We start from the raw sequence: 18096 nt of genomic DNA on the forward strand, positions 1-18096 counted from the left end.
AAGGCCATTTAAATCGCCGCTCGGGTCGCGCTGCTTCGATTTCGCGTTCCGCTCATCCGGGCTTCGCCCGGACTAAAGATCTACGCATCGCTGCCGCTTACTATTTCTGTGAACTCAGAGATCTTCGTACGAACTCTTAAGACATCCCATTTTTGAATCTTGGATCCTGGACCACACCTGACTCACGTATCTCAGATAAAGCATCCGCATAGGCGACCAGGATTTTCAGAGCAAATACACTTCTTTCTCTAATAAAACTATCTTCTGGAGACACTGGATCTCCCCCATTAATCAAATGTTCCACATCCCTAAAGATCAATTGTTCAGGAATATAACAGATCTTGGTATTCTTATAACTGCTAGCTCTCATCTCATTGATCGGAAAAGCACCACCTCTACCGGAAGAAACGGAGACAAGAAGTCCAGGCTTATGGCCCAATTGAGCCAGGCCCGCATGAAGAAAGAAATTTTTAATTGCAGGACTTGCCATTCCACCATACTCGGGAGTGATAACTACAAAACCTTCCGAACTTTTTAAATTTTCATCGATCGGTTTCCAAAAATCCGTCCAGGCGTTATCGTCGCTTGTCTGAGTAGAATCGTAGATCGGTAGAGGATTTTTCCCTAGGTCCAATGTCCAAGTTTCGACGGACATTTCTTTTAATTTAGAATTTAGAAATTCGCCTACTTTAGACGATTGAGATACTTTTTGTTGGGAGCCAACGATGATTCCAATTTTCATTCTATTCCTTTATTAGAAACCTGAGAGCGGAAAAAGTCCGCTGATCGGTCGTATGAGAACAGGATCAAAAGACCGGAGATTTCTCCAACGAGAAAAAAATCGACTTAGCTCAATCCGTACTTTTTCTTTAGGTTAGAAAGTTCTCTGAGAAAAGATTCTCTATTCTTAACCGTAAGAGGTTTAAGATCCAAGGTAACTCTTTCCCCAGGCTTGCGGGGTGAAATCGTTTCACCCCCCCGTCCTTCTTTCTTTTTCAGGAGAGTTTCCAGGTTTTTAACGGAAAGATCGCTCCCACTTTTGAGCAATTCCGAGACAGACTTTTGATCTAATCTTGCAATCGAGCTTAACTGTTTTACATATCTTTCAGTATAACCGAGTATCTTACCGACTTCTTCTGCGGTTTTTTTTCTTTCTTTTCTTAGGAACTGGATAGCCCGCCCGACTTCCCAAGGATTTAGGCTTTTACGTTTTTCGTTCTCCGCCAAGGCGATCTCATAACATCTATCTTCGGAGGCTTCCGTCTCAACGACAGGTATGGATTTCCAGCCGATCAGTTTTGCAGCCTGGAACCTTCTTTCTCCGGCTACTATCTGGAACTTTTTACCTAACTTGCGGACAACGATCGGCTCAATTAAGCCTAACCGTTTCATTGATTCCACAAGATCGCTCACATCTTCCTTTCCGAAAACCCTAGGCTGCTCCGGATTAGTAATAATATCGGAAAGAAGAATTTCCTTTTTAAGGGATTCATCCCCGCCGAAAGCTGTTAATAAATCCAGCCCTGCAAAATCAGATCTTTTTGCCATTCGCTCTCCTCATAACTTCTTCCGCCAAGGTAGAAAACATTTGCATCGCTTTAGGATCGTATTCGGATAAAAGTTTACGTTTTGCTTGAGACTGAGGAATTGCCTCTCTTCTATACACGACAGAATCGAACACAGGAAAATATTTTCGGACCGTTTCAGCAAGTCCGGAAAGCGCCCTCGAATCTTCGTACTGATTTAAAACGGCACCCAAAAGCCCAAGGCCTGGATTCGCTTTTTTACGGATCTTCTCAATTGTACCATGGAGATCCTTCAGTCCTTGCACACTAAATGCCCTTGTCTGTATAGGAACTAAAACAAGGTCTGCAGCGATTAAAGCATTCTCCAAGATCAAACCGAGAGAAGGAGGACAATCTATAATAATATATTCGTAAGAAGAACGGATCGGCAACAGAGCCTCTTTCAAAAGATCGAAATCGTCTCTCTCATAAGGTGTCGTAAAATTCGCCAAATGAATGGAAGAAGGAACCAAATCCAAACCTGGAGCCAGGTTCACAATAATTTCCGAAATATCTACTTTAGATTCTTCTTTATAACCTAAACTATGAAAAACGGATTTATCCGCTTGGCCGACATACAACTGAGTAATGTTTGCCTGAGCATCCCAATCCAATAACAAAACTTTTTTGCCGGCCTTTGCCAATGCTTCCGCAAGGCAGATGGAAACTGTAGTTTTACCTTCTCCACCTTTTTGATTCGAAACCGCAATGATCACGGACTCAAAAGAATGTTTTGTCTTTTTGGAAAAATACTTATCCAATACTTCGGTTTTGTATTTGCCCTTATTGTCTTTGGGCAGGGACCATTTTTCCGCCTTCTCCAGAAACTCATCTTCCGAACTTAAAACATATTCGGAGAGGACTTCTTCCACACTTAAAACCTTGGCTTTCACTTCAGACCTTGACCCTGATAATAGATCAGCTTTCATGACCGGATTTGTCAAGAAAACCTATGTCTCATATTGCTTTAAGAGCGAAAAAACCGAATTGAAACGATAGGGGAGGGGAGAATGCTAAGGTTTCTTCTCGGAAAAGGAATTCAAAGGGGATGAGATCATTTCACCCCAGCTCTAGGATGAAATGAAAATTCAGATTCGAATCATAAGCTCAATATTCTGCCTATTTGCCACAGCCGACTTGATCGCACAGGAGCCGGAATCTCCCCGAGAAATAAGATCAGAAACAAAACTATCCGGAACCGCGACAACCCAAAGTAAATTCCAGGCGATTTTATCCGAACTAATGACCAGAAGCTCCATCACAGGACTCGCAGGAGAAAATGGAGGCCAACATATTTTCGAATCCGGCACAAAGTTCCCAAATCTTTCCGGATTAAAAGCAGGATCCAGGATCACCTATAATAGAGAATTTGAATATGGAGGGATCGGATTAAAACATTGGTGGGAAACTTGGGAGATCAACCTGGAATACAGGACCACTTTCAAGAACCAAAGGACCGGAGAGGGAAGGGACGAGGACTTCTTTTTAGGAAGTGTAAGCAGAGAAAAAGGAACAAAGATCGATTTCGCCAACGCAAGCTTTTACGATACACCTTACACATTCACAGGGACCCAAAACTTTGCGGACGGAAGAGGAAAATTGAAAATGAAGGATGACAGGATTGGCTTTCTGGTCAGAAAATATTTCGGCGGAGCAAATCCCGATCCCAGAAAACCCGGGTCAGGTCTTTATCTTACAGGCGGAGCCTATTATACATTCTATAAATATTATCTATACGACGTAATGCAATGGATCGCTACCGTACCAGTCACCTATGGCCCGATAGGTATTGGGCTCAGTTATTCCATTTCCACCTGGGAAGTTCCATTCGGATTCGGTTATAGATATTCCGACGGAACTTGGATGTTTGAGGCAAACCTTTCTGGAAATGTATGGTACTCACATTTCAGGGATTATCATTACCAAAGAAATCTAAACTTTATAGGAGATTCTTCCGGCTTCGGACTGGAAACCAGTGTAGGAGCAGGATACATTCTTCCCTCTTGGCTATTCTTCCTAAAATTGACCGAGCATAGATTGTATGGGGAAGGAAGTTTTCAGACCCAAGGCGGCCTAAACAGAGAGGACATTATTTCCAATTATTCAGGAAGATACAGAAACTACCTGAGCACAAAACAATATTCAATTGAATTCCAAGTGAGCCATTTTTTATGAAAAACAAACTTTTACTGATCAACTTAGGCGGTCCTAGAAACGCAAAAGAAATCCCGAAATTTTTGAAAGATCTATTCGAAGATCCTTTAGTATTCGATCTTCCTCTCCCTGAATTTCTTAGGATCAGACTTGCAAGAAGGATCGCAGAAACAAGAGCTAAAAAAGTGGAAGAGACTTATGCTTCTATGGGCTTCGGAGGAGGTTCACCACTTGTTTCCGAAACGGAAAAACAAGCCGAGGGATTGAAAAAACTTTTAGAAGAGTCCGGAGAAAAATGGGAAGTCAAGACCGCGATGTGCTGCGGATATCCGGATATTAGAGAGCTCCCCTCCGATTGGACTGATCCTAAAGAAGGGGTGGTAATTCTTCCGCTCTTTCCTCATTTTTCCAGATCCACAGTCCTTTCCACTGCGATGCTAATGGAAAAGCAGTTAGGATACTGTCCTGCTTCAGACCCGCTTTGGGTAAGACCGTTCTCCGAAAGAAAAGAATATTTAGAATCCATCCGAGATTTGATCCTGGATTTTTTCCAGGGCAAACTTTCCGAAAAAGATTTTTTGCATATCAAACAGGAAAAGATTTCCGACTGGCAAAACTTAGACATAGTATTCAGCGCACATGGGATTCCTCTTCGGTTAATCAAAAAAGGCGATGTGTATACGAAAGAGATCGAAGAGAATGTAAAAGCTATCACATCTCTTTTGAGAGATAAAGGTTACAAAGGACAGATACATTTATCTTACCAGAGTAGGGTAGGACCTAGCAAATGGACAACGCCTAATACTTTGGACAAGATCCAGGAATTAGGACAAAAAGGGACAAAAAGAATAGCAGTTTATCCCATCAGTTTTATCAGCGATCATTTGGAAACATTGGAAGAGATCGGAGTTCAGATAAGAGACCATGCTCTCCAGAACGGGATTTCGGAATATTATAGAATTCCAGCGCCGGGAACTTATCCTGCATTCTTAGAGGCGTTAGCAAAATTTGTGTTTGAGGCAAAACACTCCGCTCAAAAAGGCGGACAGTTAAGTTGTATCTGCAAAACTTCGGGCGGATGGGATCCTAAAAAAGAGAAGGTAGCTTGCAATTGTTTCTCTTAATCATGTCCAATTTTCATAAACCGGATTGATCTATAGATAGAAATCGACTTCTATAGGAGAGAAAATATGGACGAATATTTGATTTTAATGCGATTGGATCTGATCACAAAAGATGCTCAACCTTCTCCGGAACAAATGCAAGTGTATATGAAAATGTACCAGGATTGGGTGGGTGGGATCGCCGCTCAAAATAAATTCGTAGGTGGAACAGGACTATCTACGGAAGGAAAAGTCATCAAATCCGGGCAGATCATCACTGACGGGCCATTCGCCGAAACGAAAGAATCAATAGCAGGTTTTATCACAATCAAAGCCGAAAATTTTGAAGAAGCAGCCAATATCGCTAAAGAATGCCCGATCCTAAATGGCCCTGGCAATAGTGTGGAAGTGAGAAAGATAGTAGGCCTAGACGGTACACGTTAACCGAAACATATATATAGCGTCAATCTTATGCAAAGTACGGAGATATTACCTCATCTATTCAGAAATGAATACACAAAGATAGTCTCCGTTCTTTGCAAACATATAGGATTCGAAAGACTCGAAATCGCCGAAGAGATCGCAAGCGAGACATTTTTAACCGCGACAGAAACTTGGGGAATAAAAGGAAATCCGGAAAACCCGATCGCCTGGCTTTATGCCGTAGCAAAGAACAAAGCCAAAAATTACCTGCAAAGAAATTCAGTCTTTCAAAATAAGATCCTTCCCGAACTTACCAAAACACATACGGAGAATATTGAATCTGAGATAGACCTCTCCCCTGAAAATATATACGACAGCCAGCTCAGAATGATGTTCGCGGTCTGCCATCCTTCTATTTCTCCGGAAGCGCAGGTCGGACTTTCTCTTAGAATATTATGCGGTTTCGGGATAGAAGAAATAGCGGATGCATTCTTAACCAATAAAGAAACGATCAACAAAAGGCTGTTTAGGGCTAAAGAAAAATTAAGAGAAAAGAAGATAGCCATTCAACTTCCCGAACCGGAAGCCATAGAAGATAGATTAGATTCCGTCCTCTACACGATCTATCTGTTATTTAACGAAGGATATTATTCCATCAGTCAAAACAAAACTTTACGTAAAGATCTTTGTTTAGAGGCAATCCGTCTCTGCAGCATGCTTGTGGAGAATCGGATCACGGACAAACCTCAAGTATACGCACTTCTCGCGCTGATGTGTTTTCATACTTCAAGATTCGAAGCGAGACAAGATGAGAATGGAGAACAAATCTTATACCAAGATCAGAACATAAATTTATGGAATTACGATCTGATTGCTAAGGGAGAAATTTTCTTAAACAAAGCAGCCATCGGAACCAAGCTCACAAAGTATCATTTGGAAGCTGGGATCGCTTACTGGCACACTCGAAAGGAAGATACGAAAGAAAAATGGGAAAATATTTTGCAGTTATACAATCGTCTACTGCAGTTAGAATATTCGCCGATTGCAGCTTTAAACAGGACGTACGCTCTTTCAAAAGCAAATAGCAAAGAGGAAGCGATCGTGGAAGCGGAAAAATTAAACATAAAAGAAAATCATTTTTATTTTGCTCTTTTAGGAGAATTATATTTAGATATAGATAGATCCAAGTCCGAGCAACATTTTCGCAAAGCTCTTTCGCTTGCAAAAACTTCTCATGACAAGATCAGCCTCCTGAAAAAGATCGATCAATTTTCAAAGTAATCAAATGTTGAAAACTAAGAATACAAAACATATTAGCATCACTATTCCTATTGCCCAAAAGATAGCTTATGAATATCTTTCGGAACCGAAAAATTTCCCGGAATGGGCCTCCGGTTTATGTAAATCAATTTCACCACTAGAAAATGGAGAATGGTCCATCGACTCTCCCATGGGCAAATTGACCGCCAAATTTACGGATAAAAACCAGTACGGGATCTTAGACCATTATGTGATATTCAGTCCTGAAAATATTTCCTATAATCCGCTCAGGATCATAGAGAATGGAGAGGGAAGTGAACTGATCTTTACATTATTCCAGACGGAGGGAATGAGTTCCGAAAAATTCGAAGAGGATTCGAACTGGATCAAAAAAGATCTAGAAGAACTTAAAGAAATCCTAATAAATAAATTTTATCGCTGATCAGGTCAAAGTATCTTGGTCATAAAGAGAGAAGGCTCTCTCTAAAATGGATTTTAAACCGATACCGTTCCGGAAATTGCCTTCGACCCTGATATCGGGCGGAAGAATTCTATTCAAATCCCGGTTAAAAGCATGGAGCTGAGGTCCATAAACCGGAAGTGCGTCTTTCCACACGGTCACATAGTGATTCAAAGGAATCCCACTTTCGGAGAATAATTTTTTACGATCTTCTTCCACGACTGAGATGATCTCTTCTTCCGTTTTGGAGGAAATTTCCCGATCCCCTGCGCCACCCATGATAAAAGTTTCGGAGTGTATTCCGTCGGAGGTCCTACCGGAGAATATAAAGTCGTTGAACAGGATCCCTCTGGACCTGATCCCCAATTCGGAAGAAAAACTTTTATGATCTTTAGGGAACAATATTCCGAAGCCTTTCTTTCCGTTTAAGATGGAATCCTTTCCGAAACGAGTCACGCTTACTATAGGCAAAGTATCCAACATTCCTTGGTAAGATTTGAATTCTTTATATTCCGATTTCAATAGTTTTAATGCAGTTCCAAGATTCGTAGCAATTGTGATCTTAGACTTAGGATAAGTCGCTCTTAGTTCTTTTATACTGGAAATATCCTGGTTATATTTGATCTTTCCTTGTGATGATACTCTTGCCTCCAGAGCGCCTAACAAGCTACCAATACCGCCTCTAAAACTTACAGTTCCTCTTCTTCCTGGAAGGAGTTTCGGTTTTCCTTTTCTAGAATTTTTTAGATTTAGGATATTTTTCCAAAGAGGCGCCTGTTCCGGGAGAAATTTCCCTAACACAAGTTCTGCCGACATCGCATCCAGATCGCCAGCGTATATTCCGCCTAACGCAGGTTCCAGAATTTTGCTAAGTGCTTTTTCCCCCAGCACTCTTTTGCCCCATTGATAAACTGATTCGCCAGGCAAAGGTTGAGAAGGAACGGTTAACACCGAGAATGCAAGAGAGATTATTTCGAAAACGGAAAGAGGCATTCTTTTCATCTTTCCGTCGGAAAATATATAACGTTTTTTAGATGCTGGATTGGAAAATAGAATATCCAGCCCTAAACGGGAAGCAAGGTTCTCCAATTCCCAACAATTTATGATCCCGTTGGCCGCCCTCTCGACGATCCCGTACTCCGTTCGTACGGAACGGATGAGACCACCCGAACTTTCCCTTTTTTCCAGTACTAATACGGACTCACCCTTCTCTAGAGAAAGGAATGCATGCAGAAGGCCGGTAAAGCCTGCACCGATTACTATATGATCCGGAACCCATTTCGCCACGGATACAAAGTAATGGAATGGAAACTATTGGCAATTAAATCCTAGATTTTCTTTCAAAAGGAGGAAAAGTTTTTATCAAGTTCAGAATTCGAATCTGTAACCCATGGTATATTTGGTCTCCATTCCGGAGAAACTTCCACCGTTGGAAACCCCGCTCCCTACACCGACGCTAGAAGGCGCCGCGGAGATAACCATTCCTCTACTCTGACCGTCCGAAAACTGGACCACCGATTTGACTGAATTCGCAAATATATATGAATCGATCAGATTTAAAAGATAGATCCCGCCTAACACGTATAAAGCGCCTTGGTATTCCCTAAAGTTTTTATCCGCTTCTTCTCTTTTTAACTGAACCTGACTTGATTGATTCGCTAAATAAGCATCAATAGGAGATAAAGAAGGAGTAGCGGCAGCCTGAGCTTGGCCAAGTGCAGCAAGTGTAAGACTTTCTCTCGTATATGGATTTCCTAAATCTCCATATTCTTTTACGGAAGTTCTATAAACTCTGAATTTGTCGTAAGCAACGAATGCAGCAGCCGCGAATAGGGTAGGGTAGAGTAAAGATTGGAACTTTCTATCCGTATAATATTGGCCCCAGCCAGGCACGGCCGCGGATCTCATGAGCGCATTTAAAGGACGTTTTGCTTCCTGTTTGCGAAGTTCTTCTTGGCGACGAGCTTCTTCATCCGCTGCAGCTTGTTTTTTTAGGTCTTCTTCTTTTTGTTTCTCTTCTTCCAGATGCCTCTGAGCGGCTTCCTTATCTTCTTGCTCTTTTTTATCCGCTGCGAGTTTGTCTTCTTCCTCTTTACGGATCTTCTCCTCTTCGTCGTCGTCCACGTCTTGGAAAAGGATCTTCAAAATGAGGTCTTTATCTACTTTACGTTTTCCTGATTCTGTTTGGAGAAGAACGGAATGCTGATTTTGAGTTATGATATCCCCTTTTACTTTTCCACCTTCTCTCAACAGGATGGTAACGGGAAAGATCCCGATAGGAGCAAAAACGATCAATAAGATCGGTATAATTTTTTTTAAATGCAAAGATAACATTTCAAAAACGAAAAAGTGTTACACCACTAAAGTCCCCAAAGTATTGGACGAAAAGAAATTAATTTCCAAATGAGCCCTTTCTAAGGGAAGAACAGCTATTGGACCCGAATATTTCAGAAAGAGAGTCAAATAGACTGAGAAAATACCTTGGTTTCAGGGCTTTTTCTTCTCAAACGCATGTCCAGACCTGTGCATGCATTCCTTAAGAAAGGTTTTCCCAGGTCGGTTAAAACGAGGGTTTTTCCTTTCCATTCTATTAAATTATCGTCTTCCATACTGGTCAAATAGAGGCGAACCTCTTCAAAAATCGGATCCGGAACTTCCACTTTTCCCAAAGTAGAAAGTTTTAGAATGAGTTCTCTTTGTACCAAATCTTCGGAATTTAATTTATGTCCCCTGAGTATTGCCTGCCCGTTTTCAGAAATTCTCCTCTGGTATTTTTTCAGGATCTTTTCGTTCTGATAAAAACAATCCCAACTGTCCGAAATTGCAGACACACCCAAGCCTAAAAGCAGGTCGGTGGACTTGGTCGTATAACCCATAAAATTTCGATGAAGATTTCCGTTCTGATAAGCCGTGTATAGAGAATCGGATTCTAAAGCAAAATGGTCCATTCCAATTTCTTTATATCCCGCGTTTAGAAAAAGTTCTCTTCCGATCTCATAGAGCTCCCTTTTCTCTTCGCCCTTAGGAAGATCGTCTTCGGTAAATAATCTCTGCGCCGCTTTGATCCAAGGAACGTGAGCGTAACTGTAGAATGCAATTCGATCCGGCATAAGTCCCAAGGTCTTTCGGATCGTTTCTTTCATACTTTCTTTGGTTTGTTTGGGAAGTCCATAGATCAAATCGAAATTTACGGAATGATATCCTAACTTACGCGCTCCCTCTGTGACCGCCGCAGTTAGTTCGTAAGGTTGAATACGATTCACTAATCTTTGCACTTCCGGATCGAAGTCTTGGACACCCAAGCTGATCCTTGTAAATCCGTATTTAGCTAAAACTTCTAATTGAGATAGTCTCGTCCTTCTTGGATCCACCTCTAACGAAAATTCCGGAGAATCGGATACCTTCCAAGAATCTAAAATTGGCTTTAATAAACTTTCCAAATTGGACTCGGAAAGATAAGTGGGAGATCCTCCTCCCAAATGCAGCTCTCTCAACTCACGCTTGGTCAGCTCGGGAAGTTCTTCCTGATATTTTCTGAATTCTTGCAGAACCGTTTCTATGTAAGGATCTTCTACTGAGTGGTTTTTAGTGATAGAAGTATTACATCCGCAAAACGAACAGAGAGTCTCACAAAAAGGAATATGAAGATATAATGCTACGGAAGAATCATCCGGAAGCAATCTTCTATGAAGCGCGTCTATCCATTCCTCTCGGGTAGGATTATCTTCCCAATAGGGCACAGTAGGATAACTAGTATACCTAGGAGCCGGAACATCGTATTTTCGAATTAGATCGGATTTGGAACTCATACGAAAGCCTCACGTATTGTATTTACGAAAGTTCTAATATTCGCTTCCGGGGTTTTTGGTAAAACTCCATGCCCTAAACCGCAGACCCATCCTGCCCTTTTTTCAGGGGAAAGATCTAAGAATGGTTTAATCCATCGATTTAGATATTTCTTAAATTCTTCAGGCTCCATGAACAATAGCGCCTGATCAAAATTTCCCTGCACGAAATGGGAACCGTTCCCTAAGAAGCCAACGATATCGGTTCTGTGATCCATTCCAAATCCGGTCAAACCGGGGACTTCCCTAAGAGACTGCAGGGATCCTTGGGCCAAATTTTTGGCGTAATAACCTATCTTACCTGGAAACGCCTCTACCAAAACTTTAATGGTAGGCAAGATAGCCTCTTGGAAGAACCCAGGAGAAGCATCTCCTGCCGCCGTATCAAAGATCATCACGATCTCTGCGCCACCTTCTAATTGTAGACGTATGTTTTCCTTTAGTAAAGCAAGGATCTTCTCATAAAAACCTTCTCTTAGCTTCGTGGAAATTTTAGGAAGTATTAGATTTCCGTCATGTTTTCCCTGGGTGGCATAACAGAACAAGGTCCAAGGTCCTCCGATAAATCCGATCAAGGATTTATCTTTGGCGATCCTTTTTCTGGTCTTGATTACTGCGTCCTTTTGAAATCCCATAAATTCCACCGCTTGCCCCAAAGGGTAAAACTTATTCAGGTCTTCTACAGTGGAAAGATGCCAACCGAGCTTCGGACCTTCATCTCCGAAACGTAAGCCCATTCCGAACGCCTCTAAAGGAAAAAGAATGTCGGAAAATAAAATTGCAGTATCGAAGTCGAAATCATCCACAGGACCAAAAGCGACTTCTGCCGCAAGGTCCGGAACCTTGCACAATTCTTCGAAAGAATGTTTTTTTCTCAAATTTTGATAATGCCAATGATAACGGCCCGCCTGGCGCATCATCCAGACCGGAGGAGTAGCCTGAGGCTCCAACTTTAGCGCAGCTTGAAATCTAATATTAGACATTTTTTAAGTCTCCGATCCATTGATAGCCGACTCCTCTCACGGAACGGATCGCATCTTCGCCCCTATCTCCGAAGGCTTGGCGCAATCTAACAATGGAATTATCTATAGTTCTATTTGTGGGGAATTTTTCCTCTCCCCAAAGGCGGTCCAGGATCTCATCTCGGCTGACCGTTCTTCCTCTTTCTTCCACTAAAAAGTTTAAAAGAGCACAGTCTCTTTTAGAAAGATGGATCTCTTCTTTGGTGGGAGTCAGAATAGAATATCCGTAAAAATCCAGAAGGTATCCTTCATAGGAATATTTAGCCTGTTTTATGGAATGTTTATGAGATTCTAATACGTGTTTTACCCTGATTAGCAATTCCTTTAAATGAAACGGCTTGGGTATAAATTCTTCCGCACCTAGTTCGAATCCTCTCAAACGTTCCGGCGCTCCCGAATGTGCGGTTAAAAATAAAAACGGAGGACAATCTTTTCTGGATTTTAATTCTTCCGCTAACTCAAATCCGTCTCCGTCAGGCAAACGAACATCTAAAAGGATAAGATCCGGTTTGGATTCAGCGGCTAAAACTTTCGCAGACTGAGCAGAAACGGTCCAAACCATTTCATATCCTTCTTTTTCCAATCGTTCCTTTAGAGTTTCTCCTAAAGAGCGATCGTCTTCGACTAATAATAATTTCGCTTTCACTCGCCGTTTCTCCTTCGGGAGGTATATGAGGGCAAAATTAACTCCGCCAAAAATCCACCCGACTCTGAATTTCGAACGGAAAAATTTCCACCCATTCTTCCGGCTAATTTTTCGGCTATATACAATCCGACTCCTGTACCGCTAGTGCTTGTGTGTCTTAAAAATAATCTTCCTAATAGTTTAAAATCGCCGGAGAAACCTTTTCCGTTGTCCTCGAATTTGAATTTGATCTTATCTCCAGGAATCGGCTCAGAAAGAATTTTTACCTGAGTGGCTCCTCCATGTTGCACTGAATTTTCCAAAAGATTCCTAAAAATACTTTCTAAGGCTCTTCTGTCCGCAAACACTTTGGTTTCTTTCCATTCAGTTTGGATGTCCAACTCGGACCATTCCTCTCTCAGACTTTCTTCCCAGTGTTGGAGGTCCAACTCTTCTAAATATAATCCTTCGGATCTCATTAGGCTCGCAAGATACAAGGCCTTGTTCATCTGAGACTCGATCCGGTCCGAATCTTTTAACAATCTATGAAGAAGTTTGTCTTTGCCTGCTTCCACACCTTCTTCCAGTAGGCTCTCTGCTTGTAGCCTAAGACTTGCCAAAGGTGTTTTCATTTCATGAGTGACTGTGGAGAAAAAATCGTGAATTAGCTTATTTCTTTTTTCCTCCCGGAAAGTTAACCAAATTAAGGTTACTCCGCCGCTCACTAACAAAAGTAGAAAGAAGGCGCCTTCCATTTTGATCATGGAACTTTGTCTTTCTAATTTTTCTAAAAAATCGACATCAATCTGAGATCCCAAACGAGCGGCAAGTTCAGTCGCCATTCTATTTTGCCTTAATCCCAAAAAAAGCCACCACACTCCGAGCGAAACCGTAGTCACAACCCAGATTACCGGCAAAACGATCTTTTTGGAATCGAAGACCTTCATACTTTCAGTTTTTTTAATGCGAAATCCGCTTTCTCTAATGTTTCAAAAAGTATCTTATCCGAATGAGCATAACTTAAGAAACCGACCTCATAACCGGAAGGAGCTAGATATATTCCTTCTGCAAGAAGCGCATGGAATACTTTTGCAAAACCTTCCTTATGTCCTGCAGGGATCCGATCCACCGTGCGAATAGGGGAGGGTGACTTTTTATGAAACCAAAATAAAGAAGAATGCAGGCTGGAATCCCAATCTCCTTCGGGATCTCTTTCCTTTAGAATAGAGACCATCCCGGAAACAAAAGACTTAGTGCGGCTCTCCAGAACGTTCCACACATTTTCTTTTTCGCATTTTTGCAATGTGGCAAGGCCCGCTCTCATTCCGAAAGGGCTAGCGCTTAACGTTCCCGCTTGGTATACAGGCCCTTGAGGCGCGACTAAGTCCAATAGATCCGCTCTGCCTGCATAAGCTCCAACCGGGAATCCTCCGCCGATGATCTTTCCGTAAGTCACTAAATCAGGTGCGATCCCTAATTCTCCGCTCATTCCGGTTAGGCCAACTCTGAAACCGCTGATCACCTCGTCAAAAAGTACGAGACTTCCGTGTTTTCTTGCGATCTCAACGATCTTGGACAGGAATTCTTTTCTTTGTATTAATAAACCGTAATTTGCTGGCAAAGGTTCTATCACTAACGCCGCGATATTTTTGCCTTCTTTTACGAAAAGTTCCTCTACCGCTTTTTCATCGTCCAATGGTAGGACCAAAGTATTTTTGATCAGCTCGGAGCCGATCCCCGCGCTATCGGAAGAAGATTCTCCGGCGAGCCCCGAACCTGCTTTTACCAGCAAAGCGTCCAAATGTCCGTGATAACATCCGTCGAATTTCAAGATTTTATCCCTACCCGTAGCGGCGCGGGCGACACGTAATGCGCTCATTACCGCTTCGGTCCCGCTATTCACGAATCGGATCTTTTCGACCCATGGAATTTTAGAGACGATCCACTCAGCGAGTTCCAATGAATAAGGCTCTGCGGCTCCGAAACTCCAGGCAAGTCCTACGGTTTCAGACACGATCTTTTGGACATCTTCGTCCCTATGCCCCAAGATTAACGGCCCGAAGCTTAAACAATAATCGATATATTCTTTTCCGGAAACATCTGTAAGTTTTGCGCCCTTCCCGGATTGGAAGAATACAGGATCTCCGCCTACGGAACGAAAAGATCTAACGGGAGAATGTACCCCGCCCGGCGCTACTTTTTTTGCTCTTTCAAAAAGTTCCTTAGAACTTGGAAACATTAGCCTAAAATCTCCTTTCCTCTTCTCGCGGCATAAGTGATCAAATAAGATGCACCTGCTCTAGAAAACACCTGCCAGGTTTCCTTAAGAGCATCTTCAAATTTACAAAATCCGTTCTCGGCAAGCAATGCGATTGATGCATATTCACCGCTCACTTGGTACGCGCCTACAGGTAATCCTGTTTGTTCTTTGATCGGTAATATTAGATCTATGGAAGTAATACCAGGCTTGACCATCAAAAGATCCGCACCTTCTTCCGTGTCTCTTATGGAAGAAAGAATAGAATCTTCTCTGTTTCTAACATCTATCTGATAAGAAGAGCGATCTCCATGCCCAGGAGCGGACTCTGCCGCCTCTCTGAATGGACCATAAAAATGGCTCTTGAATTTTGTGGAATAACTCATGATCGGAACATGCTGAAAACCGTTAGAGTCCAGAATATTTCTGTGGCTTTTGATCCGTCCGTCCATCATGTCGGAAGGAGAGATACCATCCGCACCCGATTCTGCGTAACAAAGCGCAAGTTCGGAAAGCCTTTTGACGGAGCTTACGTTTTCTATTCTACCTTTCGGATCTAAAAGCCCGCAATGTCCGTGAGTGGTTAGAGAGCAAAGACAGGTGTCCACCCATAGAAAGGCCTCTGGGAATTTGGATTTAATACTACCAATTACGTTTTTATAAAATGATTTCGGAATGGAATCATCCGACTTTTTTTCAGGAACCAGAAATAAAAGGAAATGTTCCACACCATTCTTTAGATCCGATTCGATTTGAGACAGAATGGATCCTTGGCTATCACGGAAAACTCCCGGTAAGGAGGACATTTTTTCCGGAGATTTAAGACTTTCCGCCACAAATATCGGCTGGACCAGCTTTTTAGGGTTCAAACTCTCTGAAGATACCAAATTTCTGAGCGGGGCATTGATACGATTTCTTCGCAAACCCAACAAACTCTCGGAACTCATACAGCACCTCTTTTTGCAAAAAAATCCTGGACCTCGCCCCTACAGGCCCTTTCCCAAGATTCAAAATTAGGGAATGCGAAAATTTTCGCAGAATCACCTAATATTTTTCTAATATATTTATACGTGGCTCCGGTCCCGCAAGAATGAATGCGCGACCCTATTTCAGGATTCTTTTTATAAGCCCTATCAAATTGAGAAGCGCTCATCCAGAAAAAGTGGGAATATCCGGAAAGATCCGGCTGCTCCGAATCGAAATCAACTTTGTAAGTTACAAATCTTTTCCAGACGCCTTCGATGATATCGCTTTCCTCATGGGTGAGTTTGATGAAATCAGGATTGGATTCGTAAAAACTAACGATAGTTTTTGCATCTTCTTCGCCTAAACCATCTGTGGAACCGTTCACCCAAACGTCTCTGGAGGCCAATTTTTCCCAGGTTTTTGCACCTGCTACGATAAAGATCGTCTCTGGCCCCGGCAATTCCCAGTCTTTAGGCAAAGAATCCGCGCGGGAAACAAACCAAAATTTTTCTTTTGGAAGGGAAGTCTGTAAAGGAGAACGCTTCATTCTAAAACCCTGTTTTGGTTTCGGAAAAATAAGATCCAAAGAAGAGGGCAAAGGTAACTCTTCTCCGTTCCAGCGATCAAAAGCGTCTAACTCGGAACCGGAATCGGTTTTACCTCGGACGAATAAAAAATCAGCAGGACCCCCTAAGATCACAGAAACTCCGATCTTTTGGTGGCAACCTCCGCCAAAATAAGAAAGAATTTTTCTCTCTTCTAAAACTGCCGCTTCTTCCTTTCCGTTCAAAAGTGGAAGTAGGAGCCTTTTAGTCTTTTCATCGCCTTTTCTGATCTCTGCCGCAAGCGCACCTTGCGCAGGTGCATTCGGATTTTTTGATAAAGGCAGAACCATAAAAAGTTCGTTAGCGATCGCGGATCTGATCTCTTTCCTAACTTCTGAATATTCTTCCGTAGAAGAGAAAGAAAAATTTTCGGAAAGAAGGCGATCCAAAGCGGCTTTTGCCACTACAATACCCGAAACCTCAGGATCGGATTTCCATTTGTGGAGTCTAGTCTGTACATTCCCCCGCACCGGATGAAAACTGATCGGCAAATTTTGGAGCCGAGAGGGGAGTGCACTCGGAAGAAACGCAGAAAGATTATATTCTCTTCTTGGACTCGAAGAATGGATCTTAATTTCTTTAGGAGGATTCTCGTAAGAAGATCTCTTAAAGAGCAAAACATCTCTCTGGTCTGCACGAGGAAGCACCATTAAAATTTCGGTGCCGTCATGACCTTCCAGATCCAAGTCTTTAAAGGAGTGAACGACTATATCTACATTCCCTTTGACAAGTTCTTTAGTTAAGTCTTGGGTAAAAACACCTCTACTTCCCATTTTCCAAAGTGGAGTAGTTAGATCTTGATCCCCGCTTGATTCTTTGAAAAAAAGTTGGAGCTCCAACTCGGGATACAATTTACGCAATTGATCTTGTACGAGGCAGGTCTGTAATTTAGCGAGGGAACTTTTTCGGGAACCGATTCTTAAAACGTCGGACAAGGTAGGTCATCCCAACCGAATACAAATTGATGAGCTTCTAGTTCTCTTTCTTCCAAAAGCTCGTCTAAAACGGATTTTAATTCTTCCTTTACTTTTCTAGTTCTTTCTTCCGTTTCTTTCAAGGAAGAAAGCATCTCTGCAAAGGAAATATATACGATATCTGTGGGCCAAGATTCTTCCAAAGGCTCTTCTCTAAAATCTAAGACCAAGGCTCCAGGAGTCAATTTATCCATCCAGGCGGATAAGTCCATAGGAGCTGCGATCACCCAAGCTTCGCCATTAGGAGACCAGTCCTCCATAAAATGAGACTCGGAACCTGAAACGGAAGATAAAAATTCCAAACGATGGCGGTTACGTCCGACAATCTTAGTTTTTCTATTAGAATGAGAAAGCCAAGGTAGAATCTTTTCCGCAAGTTGACCTGTCCCGAAAAGTACAATCTCCTTAGGAGGATTTGAAGCTTGGGATAGATATTTATCCGCTAAACCGCCGTAAGATTGTTCTCCTAAATTTTGCAAGTAGCCGGAACGAAGAGTTCTGCAGTCTTCGATCAGATTGTCTCTGAGTTTTGCAAGATAATCTCCGAAAGCAAGATCAGGTAATTCTTGGAATCTTTGTTTGAATTGAGAGAGAACTTCTGTCTCTCCGAACAATTTAGATTTTAAACCGGAGATAATTTCGAGAAGAAGCCTGTACGCTTCGTAACCGGATTTACTTTCCCAATGAGGAGGAAGATTTTCCGGATGAGGATGGATCCTGGAATCGGAAACAAGAACGGTGCGCATACAAGTCTTCCAAGAAAACGCATCTGGAAGAGATAACAAATCCCTGTCGGAAGATTCAGAGTGAAAAACTTGTAATGTGGACCACATCTAT

General features: G+C 42.2%; 18 protein-coding genes. 5 read left to right on the top strand and 13 right to left on the bottom strand.

Annotation, left to right across the window (positions count from 1 at the left end; translation table 11 throughout):
* Positions 1-136: 136 nt before the first annotated feature.
* From LEP1GSC185_RS11935 to LEP1GSC185_RS11945, 3 genes are all read right to left on the bottom strand, one after another.
* Entirely contained in the window at positions 137-742 is a 606-nt protein-coding gene (locus tag LEP1GSC185_RS11935) for an NADPH-dependent FMN reductase (protein ID WP_008589272.1), read from the bottom strand.
* A 104-nt stretch (positions 743-846) separates the two neighbouring features.
* A complete protein-coding gene (locus LEP1GSC185_RS11940) occupies positions 847-1548 on the bottom strand; it encodes a ParB/RepB/Spo0J family partition protein (protein WP_008588776.1) in 702 nt (233 codons plus the stop codon).
* On the bottom strand, positions 1532-2458 hold the full coding sequence (locus LEP1GSC185_RS11945) for a ParA family protein (RefSeq protein WP_008596765.1): 927 nt from the start codon (positions 2456-2458) through the stop codon (positions 1532-1534). The genes LEP1GSC185_RS11940 and LEP1GSC185_RS11945 overlap by 17 nt, the downstream gene beginning before the upstream one ends.
* Before the next feature lie 187 nt (positions 2459-2645).
* On the opposite strand from LEP1GSC185_RS11945, the gene LEP1GSC185_RS11950 reads away from it, so the two are divergent.
* The 5 genes from LEP1GSC185_RS11950 (at position 2646) to LEP1GSC185_RS11970 (ending at position 6947) form a co-directional block, all read left to right on the top strand.
* Positions 2646-3740 (top strand): putative porin, encoded by a 1095-nt coding sequence (locus LEP1GSC185_RS11950; RefSeq protein WP_008589106.1) that lies wholly within the window; start codon positions 2646-2648, stop codon positions 3738-3740.
* Positions 3737-4843 (top strand): ferrochelatase, encoded by a 1107-nt coding sequence (gene hemH / locus LEP1GSC185_RS11955; protein ID WP_008589001.1) that lies wholly within the window; start codon positions 3737-3739, stop codon positions 4841-4843. Before LEP1GSC185_RS11950 ends, hemH begins: the two co-directional genes overlap by 4 nt.
* A gap of 66 nt (positions 4844-4909) precedes the next feature.
* Positions 4910-5266: a YciI family protein gene (locus tag LEP1GSC185_RS11960; protein WP_008588818.1), complete on the top strand. Its 357-nt coding sequence runs from the start codon at positions 4910-4912 to the stop codon at positions 5264-5266.
* A gap of 27 nt (positions 5267-5293) precedes the next feature.
* Positions 5294-6526: an RNA polymerase sigma factor gene (locus tag LEP1GSC185_RS11965; protein WP_008588856.1), complete on the top strand. Its 1233-nt coding sequence runs from the start codon at positions 5294-5296 to the stop codon at positions 6524-6526.
* A 4-nt stretch (positions 6527-6530) separates the two neighbouring features.
* The gene (locus LEP1GSC185_RS11970; protein ID WP_008588872.1) at positions 6531-6947 is read left to right on the top strand and encodes a hypothetical protein; all 417 of its coding nucleotides are present in this window, start codon (positions 6531-6533) and stop codon (positions 6945-6947) included.
* Here LEP1GSC185_RS11970 and hemG read toward each other — a convergent pair whose 3' ends face one another.
* The 10 genes from hemG to LEP1GSC185_RS12020 all read right to left on the bottom strand — a co-directional run bounded on the left by hemG (position 6948) and on the right by LEP1GSC185_RS12020 (position 18092).
* On the bottom strand, positions 6948-8252 hold the full coding sequence (gene hemG, locus LEP1GSC185_RS11975; protein WP_008588858.1) for a protoporphyrinogen oxidase: 1305 nt from the start codon (positions 8250-8252) through the stop codon (positions 6948-6950). It abuts the gene before it with no gap.
* 81 nt (positions 8253-8333) lie between these two features.
* On the bottom strand, positions 8334-9299 hold the full coding sequence (locus tag LEP1GSC185_RS11980) for an LA_0442/LA_0875 N-terminal domain-containing protein (protein ID WP_008596757.1): 966 nt from the start codon (positions 9297-9299) through the stop codon (positions 8334-8336).
* Between the two features lie 125 nt (positions 9300-9424).
* Positions 9425-10774 (bottom strand): oxygen-independent coproporphyrinogen III oxidase, encoded by a 1350-nt coding sequence (gene hemN, locus LEP1GSC185_RS11985; protein WP_008589166.1) that lies wholly within the window; start codon positions 10772-10774, stop codon positions 9425-9427.
* The gene (locus tag LEP1GSC185_RS11990) at positions 10771-11793 is read right to left on the bottom strand and encodes a uroporphyrinogen decarboxylase family protein (RefSeq protein WP_008589028.1); all 1023 of its coding nucleotides are present in this window, start codon (positions 11791-11793) and stop codon (positions 10771-10773) included. Before LEP1GSC185_RS11990 ends, hemN begins: the two co-directional genes overlap by 4 nt.
* On the bottom strand, positions 11786-12478 hold the full coding sequence (locus tag LEP1GSC185_RS11995) for a response regulator transcription factor (RefSeq protein ID WP_008588802.1): 693 nt from the start codon (positions 12476-12478) through the stop codon (positions 11786-11788). The genes LEP1GSC185_RS11990 and LEP1GSC185_RS11995 overlap by 8 nt, the downstream gene beginning before the upstream one ends.
* Positions 12475-13404 carry a sensor histidine kinase gene (locus LEP1GSC185_RS12000; protein ID WP_008589071.1) on the bottom strand — a complete coding sequence of 310 codons (930 nt, stop codon included), beginning with the start codon at positions 13402-13404 and terminating at the stop codon, positions 12475-12477. Before LEP1GSC185_RS12000 ends, LEP1GSC185_RS11995 begins: the two co-directional genes overlap by 4 nt.
* A complete protein-coding gene (hemL, locus tag LEP1GSC185_RS12005; protein ID WP_008589142.1) occupies positions 13401-14696 on the bottom strand; it encodes a glutamate-1-semialdehyde 2,1-aminomutase in 1296 nt (431 codons plus the stop codon). Before hemL ends, LEP1GSC185_RS12000 begins: the two co-directional genes overlap by 4 nt.
* Positions 14696-15661 (bottom strand): porphobilinogen synthase, encoded by a 966-nt coding sequence (hemB, locus tag LEP1GSC185_RS12010; RefSeq protein WP_008588724.1) that lies wholly within the window; start codon positions 15659-15661, stop codon positions 14696-14698. The genes hemL and hemB overlap by 1 nt, the downstream gene beginning before the upstream one ends.
* Positions 15658-17220: a hydroxymethylbilane synthase gene (locus LEP1GSC185_RS12015; protein ID WP_008588827.1), complete on the bottom strand. Its 1563-nt coding sequence runs from the start codon at positions 17218-17220 to the stop codon at positions 15658-15660. Before LEP1GSC185_RS12015 ends, hemB begins: the two co-directional genes overlap by 4 nt.
* The gene (locus tag LEP1GSC185_RS12020) at positions 17205-18092 is read right to left on the bottom strand and encodes a hypothetical protein (RefSeq protein ID WP_008589222.1); all 888 of its coding nucleotides are present in this window, start codon (positions 18090-18092) and stop codon (positions 17205-17207) included. Before LEP1GSC185_RS12020 ends, LEP1GSC185_RS12015 begins: the two co-directional genes overlap by 16 nt.
* Between the last annotated feature and the right edge of the window lie 4 nt (positions 18093-18096).

The organism is Leptospira licerasiae serovar Varillal str. VAR 010 (genome assembly GCF_000244755.1).
Taxonomy (GTDB): Bacteria; Spirochaetota; Leptospiria; order Leptospirales; family Leptospiraceae; genus Leptospira_B; species Leptospira_B licerasiae.